11 protein-coding genes are annotated in these 13410 nt (G+C 68.3%); 5 read left to right on the top strand and 6 right to left on the bottom strand.

Annotated elements, in window-relative coordinates:
* Positions 1–46 precede the first annotated feature (46 nt).
* Complete coding sequence (locus AB0D74_RS21660; RefSeq protein WP_362589164.1) at positions 47–1201, bottom strand: substrate-binding domain-containing protein; 1155 nt, start codon at positions 1199–1201, stop codon at positions 47–49.
* 1061 nt (positions 1202–2262) lie between these two features.
* Between AB0D74_RS21660 and AB0D74_RS21665 the strand changes: the two genes are divergently transcribed.
* Both AB0D74_RS21665 and AB0D74_RS21670 read left to right on the top strand, forming a co-directional pair.
* Positions 2263–3003: a PDR/VanB family oxidoreductase gene (locus tag AB0D74_RS21665; protein ID WP_362589167.1), complete on the top strand. Its 741-nt coding sequence runs from the start codon at positions 2263–2265 to the stop codon at positions 3001–3003.
* 26 nt (positions 3004–3029) lie between these two features.
* Positions 3030–4265, top strand: coding sequence for a cytochrome P450 (locus tag AB0D74_RS21670; RefSeq protein ID WP_362589170.1), 1236 nt, complete (start codon positions 3030–3032; stop codon positions 4263–4265).
* A gap of 192 nt (positions 4266–4457) precedes the next feature.
* On the opposite strand, the gene AB0D74_RS21675 is transcribed toward AB0D74_RS21670, so the two are convergent.
* Both AB0D74_RS21675 and AB0D74_RS21680 read right to left on the bottom strand, forming a co-directional pair.
* Positions 4458–5417 carry an amidohydrolase family protein gene (locus AB0D74_RS21675; RefSeq protein WP_362589173.1) on the bottom strand — a complete coding sequence of 320 codons (960 nt, stop codon included), beginning with the start codon at positions 5415–5417 and terminating at the stop codon, positions 4458–4460.
* A gap of 58 nt (positions 5418–5475) precedes the next feature.
* Positions 5476–7011 (bottom strand): aldehyde dehydrogenase family protein, encoded by a 1536-nt coding sequence (locus AB0D74_RS21680; protein ID WP_362589176.1) that lies wholly within the window; start codon positions 7009–7011, stop codon positions 5476–5478.
* Between the two features lie 218 nt (positions 7012–7229).
* Here AB0D74_RS21680 and AB0D74_RS21685 point away from each other — a divergent pair, with 218 nt between their 5' ends.
* Positions 7230–7685, top strand: a complete 456-nt coding sequence (locus tag AB0D74_RS21685) for a MarR family transcriptional regulator (RefSeq protein ID WP_362589179.1) — start codon at positions 7230–7232, stop codon at positions 7683–7685.
* A 25-nt stretch (positions 7686–7710) separates the two neighbouring features.
* Here the strand turns inward: AB0D74_RS21685 and AB0D74_RS21690 are convergent, their stop codons facing one another.
* A complete protein-coding gene (locus AB0D74_RS21690; protein WP_362589182.1) occupies positions 7711–8283 on the bottom strand; it encodes a TetR/AcrR family transcriptional regulator in 573 nt (190 codons plus the stop codon).
* Between the two features lie 247 nt (positions 8284–8530).
* On the bottom strand, positions 8531–9481 hold the full coding sequence (locus AB0D74_RS21695) for a nuclear transport factor 2 family protein (protein WP_362589185.1): 951 nt from the start codon (positions 9479–9481) through the stop codon (positions 8531–8533).
* A 246-nt stretch (positions 9482–9727) separates the two neighbouring features.
* On the opposite strand from AB0D74_RS21695, the gene AB0D74_RS21700 reads away from it, so the two are divergent.
* Positions 9728–10924, top strand: coding sequence for a cytochrome P450 (locus AB0D74_RS21700; protein WP_362589188.1), 1197 nt, complete (start codon positions 9728–9730; stop codon positions 10922–10924).
* 73 nt (positions 10925–10997) lie between these two features.
* Here AB0D74_RS21700 and AB0D74_RS21705 read toward each other — a convergent pair whose 3' ends face one another.
* The gene (locus AB0D74_RS21705; RefSeq protein WP_362589191.1) at positions 10998–12224 is read right to left on the bottom strand and encodes an MFS transporter; all 1227 of its coding nucleotides are present in this window, start codon (positions 12222–12224) and stop codon (positions 10998–11000) included.
* 233 nt (positions 12225–12457) lie between these two features.
* Between AB0D74_RS21705 and AB0D74_RS21710 the strand changes: the two genes are divergently transcribed.
* Positions 12458–13393 (top strand): LysR family transcriptional regulator, encoded by a 936-nt coding sequence (locus AB0D74_RS21710; RefSeq protein ID WP_362589194.1) that lies wholly within the window; start codon positions 12458–12460, stop codon positions 13391–13393.
* Positions 13394–13410 lie beyond the last annotated feature (17 nt).

Below are 13410 nucleotides of genomic sequence, written 5' to 3' on the forward strand. Positions count from 1 at the left end.
CGTGGCGAACACTCGATCCCCGCCCGGGGCCGGAAGCCTCGGCGGCTCAGCCGACGCCCCAGAGCTTCTTGTAGGCGGACTGGTAGTCGACCCCCGCGTCCCAGGGCTTGGCGACGTCGGCCGGCAGGTTCGACTTGTCGAGCAGCTGGGTGGGGTAGTCCTCGGTCTGGAACCCGGCAGCGTCGTCGATGGTCGGCCGGCCGTTGAAGATACGGTTCATCTGATCGGCCACGACCCAGCCCATGAGTTCCGAGGGACGGGCGTAGGACACCGTCTGGGTGCCGTCCTTGATCGCCTGGATGTTCTGCGGGTTGCCGTCGGCCCCGACCAGCTTCACCTTGCCGGCCAGACCTGCCTGGGCGAGAGCCGTCGACATCTGCGTGGCCGCGAAGTCGTAGGGGGCGTAGATGTAGTTGATGTCGGGGTGGGCCTGGAGGATCGCCTTCACCCGGGAGGGGAGGGTCGTCGAGATGTCGGTGATCGAGAAGTCCAGCCGCTGGGAGATCCTGCAGCCGGGGCAGTACTCGCCGATCTTGCTCTCGAAGACCTTCACGCCGTTGGCGACATCGGGGAACTCCGAGTCGTTGACCATCAGGACCTTGGCCTTGCCGCCGCTGTCCTTGGCCACGTAGGCGGCGAGAGCCGGAGAGGTCAGCCCGTAGTCGTTGTTCATGATGCCGCTCCAGGCGGACGGGCCGAGCGGCTGCGAGCGACCGCCGAGCGTGAACATGGCCACGCCGGCCTTGCGCATCTGCTTGAGCAGGTCGGTGCCGACGGCCTCGACGGTGCCGCCGGGCATCCACACTCCGTTGGCGCCGAGTTGCAGGGCCTGCTTCAGCGCCGCCTGCGTCTTCTTCGGGTCACCGGCGGGGTCGATCAGCTGGGTGCGCCAGCCGAGGGCCTTGGCCGCCTGGAGGAAGGCGTCTCCCGGTCTGGCGCATCCGACGGCCGCCTCGGCACAGGGAATGCTGACCACGAACTTGCCCTTCGCCGCCTTGGGCGACGTCTTGGGAGGAGTCCAGGTGGGGGCCTTCACCGCCTTGTCGAGCACGGTCTGCGCGGCAGCCGGAAGCTTGTAGTCGGATGCCGCGGCCGACGCGGAGCCGTCGCTGCCGGCACCGGTCGAGGTGGTACACGCGGCGAGCGAGAAGGCGAGGCCGGCTCCTGCCAGAGCGAGCAGCCGACGGGGTGGGATGTTCATTGCCTGACCTCCATGGTGCGTGAGCCCGATCACACGCGTCCTGGGCTGGAGGGGAGCGTAACCCACTGGACAGGCAATCGTATATCATTGTGTGCATGATTTCTTATTCCATTTCGCGGCCGACGAGGGGCCACAGCGGCCCGTGACGCCGCGACTCCTCCGCTTCGCGACCGAGAAGGCCCGACCGCGCCGGTTCGCGCGAACCCCGGCAAGGAACGGCCGGTGGATGCCGTCGCCGATACGTCGGAGCGCGCACGCGAGGGGCAAGAGGTGGGCGCAGCCACTGGGGAGGTCGGGCGCGCTCGTCAGCTTGTCTGCTCCGCAGAGAAGTGACCGTGGACACTATATCTGAAATCATGTACGATCTCGTCATCGCAAGGAGTGAACGATGACGTCACCTCCCCACCCGCCGCCGTCCGCGGTGGATCCGGTCCACAACGAGCTTCACGCTCGCACCGACGACAGTGCGCGGGCCTTCATGGATCGCGCTCCGGCATGGGGCGGCGCCACTGCGTTTCCGCACGGGGGCCGCACTGCGGTCGTGGAGGGGCTGCCGGGATTCCGGCCCCGGCAGTCGGACCAACGTCGGCGTTTGCGTGACAACCCGGCGATCGAGCCTCTCACCGACGACGGGTCGCACGCGTTATGCCGCATCCGGCCTCTACGCATCGGCCGTCGGGGCTGAGTTCGTCACTACCGGCTGAAAGCAATTCAAATCGGCCGCGTTGACAGTGTCAGCGGGTCACCAGTGGTGGAGATCGACGGACGAGCCGAGGTGCTCATCGACCACGGCGGACAGCGCCAGTGTGGATTGACCGATCTCGCAGGATCAACACCAGGAAGGCTGGCACGAAGTGGGCCAAGTCGTCGAAAAAATCAGGTTGCGCGTCACCGAAAAGGCAGCACTCACACCAGACGTTGTCGAGCTCCACCTGGCTTCGGAAACCGGGGAACTGCCGCCGGTGGAACCGGGCGCACATGTCGAGGTCACCTTGCGGAACGGGATCTCTCGCCAGTACTCGGTTGTACCGTCCCCAGTTCAAGGTGAATGGTGCGTCGCAGTGCTGCGAGAGACCGGCAGCAGGGGCGGCTCGGCTTATATTCACGACGAACTCGCCGTGGGGGACGTCGTCGAAGCCACCGAGCCTCGCAGCCTCTTTCCCCTCGAAGAGGCCCCGGAGTACCTCTTCCTCGCCGGCGGCATAGGCATAACTCCCTTCTTGTCAATGATCGAGGAAGCGGAGCGGCAACGGCGCCCTTGGAATCTCGTGTACACCGGAAAGTCAGCGGAAAGCATGGTCTACGCGTCCGCCCTTCAGGGCCGATACAAAGAGAGGGTCTCGATACACGAGACCCTCGGCAGGACACGCATGGATTGTGCACGTGCGATCTCTGCACATCCGCGCGCCGAGGTGTACTGCTGCGGACCGGCCTCGTACATCGATGGCGTGACGACCGCCGCCGAGAAAGCAGGGCGAAAGGTGCACATCGAACACTTTCATGGAGATACCGTCCCCCAGGAGGAGGATCGACCTTTCGAGCTCGAACTCGTCGACACCGGGATCACGCTGACAGTTCCTGCCGGAAGAACCGCTCTGGACGTCGTGGACGACGCGGGAGTATTTGTGCTTTCGTCGTGCAGGGAGGGCACCTGCGGGACCTGTGAGACACCCGTGCTGTCCGGTGAGATAGACCATCGCGACGTCGTCCTGAGCCCCGAGGAAAAGGCACAGAATTCGCGCATCCTGCTCTGCGTTTCCCGAGCGGCAGCCGGCACGTCTCGCGTTCGAATCGAACTCTGACAACAAACACGGAGAAGGAGAGAAAAGTGAACGACACCTCGACACGACCCACCACCGCCGATGACTTCTACCGGAACTTCGACCATTACAACGTCCCCCTCGGCCCTGACGGCACGCCTTTCGCGTTCCTGAATTACTTTCGCGATGCGGTAGCAGCGGAAGATCGATGGGTCGGCTGGTGCGAGAGCTACGGCGGCTACTGGTTGATCACCGGATGGGAAGAGGCCAGAGCGGTCTTCCGTGACCCTCGAACGTTCGAGAACGGCGAGGTGCCGATCGTCCCACCATGGGTGATGCCATCGGGGCGCCCTCAGATGCTGACCGGATACGACGGTGCACGGCACATGAAGTACCGACGGCTGGTGCACGAGGCCTTCTCCTCTTCGACCGTCGCGCAGATGTACGACGAGTTCGCGACCGACGCGCGACACCTGATTTCCCGGTTCTCGTCCGGCGAGCGTGCCGACCTCGCCACAGACCTTGCCACTCGTTTCGCTCACACGGTGGTCGCACGACTGACTGGCCTGCCGCTGGAGGAGGCAGACAAGTTCGGGGCGTGGGTCCATGCCATCACGCACAGCAGTGCACTCGGGGAAGACAATTCGGCCGACCTCGAAGACATGAAGTCCAGATTCGACGAGCTGCTTGCGGAACATCGTCAGAATCCCACCGAGAACATCATGTCGGAGTTGATCAATTCCGGCGTGGTCGACGGGGAGTCCCTCACCTACGACGACCTCATCGACTTCTTTGCCGTATTCATACTGGGCTCCATCGAAAATACGTCACTTCTGCTTGCGGACGTCGGTTGGCTGCTGGCCCAACGCCCCGAGCTCCGCAGGAGGCTGCTCCAGGATCCAGATCTCTACGACACGTTCATCGACGAAAGCCTGCGCTTCTTCAGTACCGCATCGGGCGCCGCGCGGACGGCGACTGTCGATACCAAGATCGGCGACGTCCATATCAGGGCCGGCGAAAAGGTGTTTCCCTACCTGCCCCTGATCGACCGTGACCCTCGCGAGTTCCCCGACCCCAACGCCTTCGATCCGGCCCGGACACCCAACAGAGCCTTCGCGCTCGGCTTCGGTCCGCACCGCTGCCTGGGTGCGAACCTGATACGCGTCGAACTGGCAGCCGTCGTGAGAACCCTCCTCGAAGAACTGCCCGACTTCACACTCGATCCAGATGCGCCGTCCGTCTGGACCCCCAGCCACGTGGCCGGGATGATCTCGGTCCCCGTCCTGCTGGGAGCCCAGCCGTGACCGACGGTTCAGTCACCTCGTCGTACAGACCGAGAAAGACCCGCCTTCATTGTCCTTGCGGGGAGTTCCTGCAGGCGGACACCTCCGACGACCTTGTGTCAGCGGCTCGGTCACACCTCGAAAAGGACCATCCGGACCTTGCCGTCAAGTATTCGGACGCAGACATTCTCTGGCTTGCCCACTAGATCAGGGTCACAGCCGGAGGAGCCGGTCCGCGTTGCCGTGTGCGATGCGTTCGAGGTCGGCGGGGGCGTACGGTGCCGTGCGCAGGAACTCCACGGCCTCGGCGCTGGACTCGAAGGGGTAGTCGATGGCGAACAGCACCCGGTCGATGCCGACCGCGTGGACGGCCCCGAGCAGAGCGGCGTGCGAGAAGACCCCGCTGGTGGTCACGTACACGTTGTTGCGCAGGTAGTACGAGGGCAGGTGCTGCGGCTTGAGCGCGGGCGGGACCTGGGCTGAGCGGCTGTCGAGCCGGGACGCCTGGAAGGGGAGCAGCTCCCCCATGTGGCCCAGGGTCAGCGACGCGCCCGGGAACTCGTCGAACACACCGCCGTAGATGATCCGGAGCGCGTGGGCGCCGGTTGCCGCGGTCCACCCCCAGGTCGGTCCGTTGAGCATGGGATACCCCTCCAGCACGCGCCAGTTGTCGGCCGCGATGACGGCGGGATGCAGGTACAGCGTCACCCCCAGGCGCTCCAGCTCGGCCCATACCGGCCTGAACTGCGGCTCGTCGAGGTAGTGCCCGTGCACATGGTCGTTGTGCAGGACGCCCTTGAAGCCGAGTTCCTCCACCGCCCGGCGCAGCTCGACGACCGCGGCCTGCGGGTCCTGGAGCGGGAGGACGGCGAAGCCCGCGAACCGGGTCGGGTTCTCGGCGATCGCCTTGGCCAGGTGGTCGTTGATCCGCCGCGCGGCGGCCACCGCCTCAGCCGGGTCCTTGACGGCCTCCACGCCGGGCGAGGTGAAGGAGAGAACCTGGACGTCGACGCCGTTGGCGTCCATGTCCGCGAGCCGCAGCCCGGCCAGGTCCGGCAGCCGCCGGAACCACTCCCTGATCGACTCCGGCGCCGGGGAACGCTCGTGGAACTCCGCTTCCTCACGGATGGAGCCGGGCAGCGAGAAAGCCTCTTCCACTGCAACGATACGCATGTCGAATGCCTCCAGTTGGATCTGCGACGGACCGGCTTGCACGGTGACCGCGAGCCGGTCAGTCGGTCGGCTCGCCACTCTCGGCCAGGAACCTCTTGCGGACCCCGGCGAGGGCTCCCGCCATCGCGCCCGCGGGCCTGCCGAACTTCGAGGCGGAGAACTGCGCGGGGCCGGTCTTGGCGGTGAAGGAGTGCGGGTAGCCGAACTCGCGGAGACCCTCGTCGCCGTGCTTGCGTCCGTAGCCGCTGTCGCCGCGGCCACCGAAGGGCAGCCCGGAGTTCATCGAGAACACGAGGGCGTCGTTGATGCTGGTCATCCCGACGTGGAGGCGACGGGCGATGTCCGCACCGCGGTCGCGGCTGAAGACGGCACTGCCCAGGCCGTACCGGCCGGCGTTGATACGGGAGACCGCCTCGTCCGTGTCGGCGACCTTGGTGATGGCCAGGGTCGGTCCGAAGGTCTCCTCGTTGGCCGCGAGGGCGTCGAAGGGCACCCCGGCCAGAATCGTCGGCGAGACATAGCGCTCCCCCACCGCCTCCAGGCCGCCGACCACGGCCGTCGCCCCGTGTTCGAGGGCGTCCGCGATGTGCTCCCGGATGACGGGGACCTGGGAGGGCAGCGGAACGGGACCGATCTGCGCGTCGTCGCCGCTGCCGGCGCGTACCTGCCGGGCGAGTTCGGCGACCTTCTCGACGAACTCGTCGTAGACGGACTCGACGACGTAGGCCACTTCGAGGCTGATGCAGCCGTGCCCGGTGTTCTGCAGGGAGCCCCACACGACATGCGCGGCGGCCTCGTCGAGGTCGGCGTCCTCGGCCACGATGACGCCGTCGTTGCCGCCGAGTTCCAGCAGCACCGGGGTCAGGGTCCCCGCGCACTGGGCGGCCACCGCCTTCCCCGAGGCGACGCTCCCGGTGAACGCGACCTTGTCAGGACCGGCCGCGATGAGCGCCTGGCCGGTGGCGCCGTATCCGTTGAGGTGCTGAAGCACGGCCGGCAGGTCCGGGACCGCGCGCCGCCAGGTCCCGATGAGCCACTCGGCGACCCCCGGGGTGACATGGCTGGGCTTGAGGATGACGGCGTTGCCCGCCGCGAGCGCGGAGACGACGATCGCGCCCGGGGTGTTCAGGGGGAAGTTCCACGGACCGATGACGGCGGCGACGCCGTAGGGCTGGTATTCGATCCAGGCCTCCTGGTTGGACGCCGTCGGGCCGCTCGGGACGTCCCGTCGGCCGAGGACGCGTTCGGCGTTCTCGACGGCGTAGTTCAGCTGCTCCAGGATGCCGAGCACCTCGACCCGGGCCTCGTCGAGGGGCTTGCCGTTCTCCGCGTGGATGAGCGCGGCGGCCTCCTCACCGCGCAGCGCGATCTCCCGCTGCCAGGCGCGCAGTCGCCGCGCGCGCCCCTCGAACCCGAGGTCCCACCAGGCTCCGGTGACGGAACGGGCGGCGGCCACGGCGGCCTCCGCCTCCTCCTTGCCCGCGACGGCGTACTTCGCGAACTCGGCGCCGGTGGCCTGGTCGATGGTGACGATCTCCGTGCCGTCGTATCCGATGACTCCGTCACGCGTGGTCACGGGAGTGCTGTTGGCCACTGTTTCTCCTGCTTTCCTACGGTCGTCCGCAGGACCGGCGCGCAGGGCGCGACGACGGGCTGCGGACGGGATGTCGACCACGGAGGAGGGTGCGACTCGCACCGACGCTTTCGAAGGGGGTCGTGATGAGCGCCAGACTATCAAGCGCGCTATTGGCGTCAATAGCTTGACACGAGGATGGTTCTTTACAGGAAATTGAAGTGTCCTATCCTTCGTCAGTGACGCGAACCGACGAGGAGCCCGCCGGGCCCCATGCGCTGGACAGGGTTATCTGGGTGCTGCGCCGTGCCGAGCTGGCAGTGACGGCCCTCAAGGAACAGCGCCTGCGTCCGCTCGGGATGGAAGCAGCCCATTACACGCTCCTGATCTCGGTGTACTCCGAACCGGGGCTGACCCGTTCCGAGCTCGCCCGGCGGCTCAACGTGACCCGCCAGGCCGTCGGGGCGCTGGTGGTCCGCCTGGAGCACCGGGGTTATCTGGAGCGGCGGGAGCACCCGCGCCATCAGCATGTGGAGGAACTGCACCTCACCGCGGCCGGACTCGACGCGCTGCGCGCGGCCGACGTGGTCATCGCCGACATCGAGCGTCTCGTCACCGACGGTCTGGGGCCGGAGGAGACCGCACAGCTGCGGGCGCTGCTCAACCATGTGACCAAGACGGCCGGCAACGGCTGAGCACACCGGCCGGCTACGCGCCCGGTCAACACGAGTGGGCAGGACCGGAGTCGACCGGCCGCAGTCCTTCGAGGAGGGCGTCGACGAACAGTTCGGTGTCCGCCTCGCTCAGTCCGGTGCCGGGACTCAGGAGCAGGCGGGTGAGCAGGGGGCCGACGACCATGTCGACGGCCAGTTCCAGGTCGACGTCGCCGCGCAGCTCGCCGTCGGCCTGCCCGCGGCGCAGGATGTCCAGCGCGAGGCCGCGCCGGGGTGCCACCACGGTTGCGTGGTAAGCGCCCCAGACCACAGGGCTGTTCGCCATCCGGACATGGACGTTGTGCATGATCGCCGGCCAGTGGGGGACCAGGCCGCGTCGGCGCAGTGACCCGAGCAGTGCGACGAGGTCATCGCGCATCGACGTACCGGGAAGGTCCGGGTGGGGGATCTCGGCGGCGCGGATGACGTCGGCGACCAGCTCCTCCTTGCCGCTCCAGCGGCGGTAGACGGCCGCCTTGCCGACCCCGGCCTCGCGGGCGACGCGCTCGATGGAGAGTTCGGCCAGCGGAACACCGTCCGCCAGCAGTCTCAGCACCTCGTGGAGGACGGCCTGTTCCACGGCCTCGCTGCGAGGGCGGCCGGGGCCTGGTCTCCGCGCCCGACGCGGGCTTTCCGCACCGTTCACCTCAGTCCGCCCCTCCAGGACAACCGTCTTGCGGCTCGTACGATGCCACGAACCGCCGCACAGGACATCGCCGGGAACGAGACCGGAGAGCCCGCCCCGGCCCGGGCGCCCGGCCCCCGGACGCCCCCTGGAACCCGGGCGACCGCCGCCGGGGAGACCGGCAGCGGCCGTGGACGGTGCGTCAGTGCCCGGCGGGCGACAGCGGGTCCTGCGGGAAGTTGAACTGCCCGTTGGCGTTCTTCGCCTGGTCCGCCGGGGTCAGGGGCTCCAGGACGTCCCAGTGCTCGACGATCTGGCCCTTGGACATCCGGAAGAAGTCGTAGAAGGAGTACGGGGTGCCCTGGTAGCTGCCCTGGCCGACGACGAGGACGAAGTTGCCCTCGCCGAGCACCTTGTCGATCTTGGCGTACACCAGCGTCCCGGAGTCGACGAGCGACTTCAGCAGGGGCTTGCTGCCGGCGATGCCGTCCGCCTGGATGCCCTCGCTGTGCTGGGCGTAGGTGTCCGCCTTCCAGATCGGCTCGCCGTACTGGGAGAAGTCGCCCCCCATGAAGACCGTGGCCATGGCCTTCCAGGCGAGACTCTTGTTGGCCTTGGTGCGGCTCTCGTCGGTCACCTTGGTCGGCCCGGAGAGTTCCGTGTGTCCCGCGCCGTTCGGGCCGGCGGCGGGCTGGCGGGTGTTCCAGTGCTCGACGATCTTGCCCTGTTCGAAGCGGAAGACGTCCCAGGACGTGGTGTGACCGGTGGGCAGCTTCGTGTCCGACTGGACCATGACGTACGACCCGTCGACGAGGACGCGCACCGGCTTGACGGAGATCTGCCCCTTGGGGATCGAGGCCAGCCACGTCTTGAGGCCGGACAGGCCGTCGCCGACCCGGGGGTCGTGCTGGATGAACTTCTTGGCGTTGATGACAGCGAAGGCGGACTGGTCACCGGTGTGATAGGCGGCGAGGAGGTTGAGTACCGCCCGCTTCTGCCGCTCGGCCACCGCGCTGTGGGTGCTCTCGCCATGGCCGTGGCTCACCGCGACGACGGCAGAGGCCGAGGGGTTCGCCTGCGCGACGGGGAGCGCCGACAGCGCGACCAGCGAAGTGGTGGCGGCGACAAGGCCGGTACGGGTCCAACTGTTCATGATCACTGACCTCTGTGCAAGATGAGTTGCCGGTGAGTTCAAATTTGAACTCGACGCTCACGCTACCCCATGAGTTCAAATTTGAACACCCATCCCCGAGGGGCGGCCCGTGAGAGGTGACGGCGGGGAAATAGACAGGTTCTTGTCTATCTTGTAGTTTGTGTCGTCGCTCCAGCCGCACCGCCTCCGGTGACTCCGGCGTCCTTCCAGAGCCTCCGCGGGGCACGGAAGCGAGGGAAGAACCCCATGCGTTCGACACCCACCTCCCCGCCGTCGTCCGCCGTCGACCTCTTCGCCGACGACACCCTCATCGACCCCTATCCCGCCTACCGTGAGCTGCGAGAACAAGGACCGGCCGTGTTCCTGACGGCGTACGACACCTGGGTCCTGCCCCGCTACGAACACGTGCGGTCGGCGCTCGGCGACCACCGGCGGTTCTCGTCGGAGCGTGCCGTGGCCCACGACGACTCCGTGAACGACCTGATGGAAGGCAGCGTGCTCGCCTCGGATCCCCCGCAGCACGACCAACTGCGGGCCGTGCTGGCCGAGAAGCTCGCCCCGAGGGCCCTGGCCGACCTGCGGGCCGCCATCGCCGAGCAGGCCGACCGGCTGGTCGCGTCGGTCGTGGAGCGGGGCACCTTCGACGCCGTACGGGACCTCGCCGAGGTCTTTCCCGTGACCGTCGTGGCCGACCTGCTGGGCCTGCCGGAGGACGCGCGCGACACGCTCCTGCCGCTCGCCGACGCGGGGTTCAACGTCCTCGGGCCGATGAACCAACGGGCCAGGGACGCCCTGCCGTTGAACGGGGAGCTGTTCCGGTACGTCGCCACGGCCCTGGCGTCGGGCAAGGTCCGGCCGGACGGCTGGGCCGCCGCGGTCCACCGGGCCGGGGAACGCGGCGACATCGAACCCGCCCAGGTCGTCCGGCTCCTCGTCGCCTACGTGGTCGCCGGCATGGACACCACCATCAACGCGATCGGGAACACCGTCGAGGTATTCGCGCGGAACCCCGGGCTGTTCCAGGAGGTCAGGGCGGAACGGGCCCTGGTGGCGCGGGCGTTCGAGGAGTGCCTGCGCCTGGAGTCCCCGGCCCAGGGGTTCTTCCGCGTGACCACCGAGGAGGTGGACGTCGACGGTGTGCGCCTGCCCGCCCGGGCGAAGGTCCTGCTGTCGTTCGGGTCGGCCAACCGGGACGAGCGCAAGTGGGAGCGGGCCGACGAGTTCGACATGCACCGCACCCCGCTCGACCACGTCGGCTTCGGCTACGGGGTGCACGTCTGCGCGGGGCAGGGGCTGGCCCGGCTGGAGGCGCGTGCCGTCCTCGGCGCCCTCGTGCGGCGGGTGTCGTCCGTCGAACCGGCGGGTGAACCGGTGCGCAGGCTGAACAACGTGATCCGGGGCCTGTCCTCGCTGCCGGTCACCGTGCGGGCGCACTGCGCCTGAGCCTGCCGGGCAACAGCGGCGGCCGACGTCCGGGGGACGTCGGCCGCGTTGCTGTATGCGGCGGTCGGTTCGGTCAGTGGGCTTCGGAGAGCTGGACGGCTCCCTGGCGCAGCGTGAACCCGAGGACCGTGGCGGCGACGAGTGCCAGCGCCCCGATCAGGACGATGGCACTGGACAGTCCGGTGAGCGCGGCCGAGAGGCCGAGCACGATCAGCGGGCAGAAGAACTGCCCGTAGCTGAAGCTGGCCGTCCACAGCCCGGTGCCGCGTCCGCGTTCCTCGTAGCGGAGCGTGGAGAGGGCCCAGGTCAGCAGGGTGGGCAGCAGCAGGCCGTTGCCGGCGCCTGCGATGACGTCGCCGATGACCACCACGGGCAGGGAGGAGCCCAATGCCAGGATCACCTGTCCGGCACCGGCCAGGGTGAACGCGGTCGTGAGCAGGACCCGCGGTCCGCGCGCGGAGATCCGGCCGAAGGACAGCCCGCCGGCCGCGGTGGCGGCCGTGGCGACCGCGCTGACGAGTCCGACCGTGCCGGTCGAGTCGATGCCGATGTCCTTGAGGACGAAGGAGAGTTCGATGACCGGCACGTAGAACACCAGGCCGCCGAAGAGGGTGATGCCGCGCGGCAGGCCCAGGGTCCGCCACGGGATCGGCAGGAGCTTGACCTGCCGCTCGGCCGACGGCCGGGGCTGCCAGACGAAGACGGCGACGAGGACGGCGAAGACGGGACTGACCGCGTAGAGCCAGAACGGGACCCGCCAGCCCGCGTTGCCCAGTGCGCCGCCGAGGCCGAAGAAGAGGACCGCCGAGATCTCGGTGAACACGACCTGCATGCCCAGGTACTTGGCCCGCTGCGCACCGCTGAAGTAGTCCGCGATGAGCGTGGTGCAGCAGGTCATGATGGCGGCCTCGGTGACGCCGACGGCGGCCCGGCTGGCGACGATGAGCGGCAGCGAGTCGAGCCACAGCGGCATGGTGCCGAAGACGGCGTAGAGGAGCAGCGAGCCGACGAGCAGGCGTTTGCGGTCGACGCGGTCGACGAAGCTGCCCGCCACGGGCGCGAGCAGGCCGATCATCAGGGCCGGGACGGTCACGGTGACCGGCACGAGCACCTTGACCCCGGAAGTGCCCGCGAAGGCGTCCTCCATCCTGGGCAGGACGGGGGTGAGCAGCACCGCCGCGAGCACGGACAGGCAACTGGCCAGCAGCAGGATCACCGCCTGCGGAAACCCGGCGGTTCGTGCGTCCGGGGACGGGGCGGCACGGTCTCCACCGGTCTGGACGAGGGCTGATTCCGACATGGCGGCTCCGATCGAACAGCGGATGACGGTCGTGTTAACCGCGCTGGTTGCAGTGCAGCAGCGGGGCGACAAGATCGGAAATCGTTGTTCTTCGGTGCGGGTATAGGCGGGACCTATACCCTGCACGCGGGGCGGCTCCGGACCTTTGTACGGACTTCCGTATGGACTTCGCGATGCGGATGTTCTAGGTTCCCGGCAGATACGAAAGTTGCTTTCACGATGCGAGAGCCGCCGTGAATCATGACCGACGTGGCCGTCTCGGCGGTCTGGATCTCAATCTGCTGCTGGCGCTCGACGCCCTGCTGCACGAGCGCAACGTGACGCGGGCCGCGGAGCGCCTGGGGCTCAGTCAGCCCTCGGTGAGCGCCGCGCTGGCCAGGCTGCGCCGGCACTTCGGCGACGAGTTGCTCGCCCGCGTCGGCAACCACTACGACCTGACGCCGCTGGCCTGTCGGCTCGCCGAGAGCACCTCGGCCGCCCTGACCGGGGTCGAGCGGGTCTTCACCGCGGTGCACGGGTTCGATCCGGCCCGTTCCGACCGGGAGTTCACCCTCATCACGTCCGACTACGCCGTCACGATGCTCGGCGAGGCGCTGTCCAGGAGCCTCGCCGAGCAGGCGCCGGGCGTCCAGTTGCGGGTGGAGCCCCCGAACGCCACCACCATCGACCAGGTCACCGAGCTGCTGCGCACGGTGGACGGGGTGATCCTGCCGCAGGGCTTCGTCACCGGCCTGCCCCACACCGAGCTGTTCCACGACAGCTGGGTCTGTGTGGTCTCGGCCGACAACTCCGCCGTCGGCGACGAGCTGACCGTCGAGCACCTGGCCGAACTGCCGTGGGTGTCCTCCTACTACCGGCCGGCCAACCACACGCCGGCGGCGCAGCTGAACCTGCTGGGCATCAGGCCGCGGACGCACATCGTCGTCGGCAGCTTCTTCGCCGTGGCACCGCTGGTCGCCGGGACCGACCGGATCGCGCTCATGCAGTCCCGGCTGGCGCACCGCCTCGCGGAGACGATGCACCTCAGGGTGCTGCCGTGTCCGTTCGACGCCGTGCCGCTGATCGAGACCATGTGGTGGCACCCGATGTACCAGCACGACCCCGCACACCAGTGGCTGCGCGGGACACTGACGGCAGCGGCGCGGCTGCTGCCGCCGGTACCCGCCTGAGCGTACGGCGGTCGGAC

The sequence above is a fragment of the Streptomyces sp. NPDC048278 genome (assembly GCF_040652195.1).
In the GTDB taxonomy this organism is placed as follows: Bacteria; Actinomycetota; Actinomycetes; order Streptomycetales; family Streptomycetaceae; genus Streptomyces.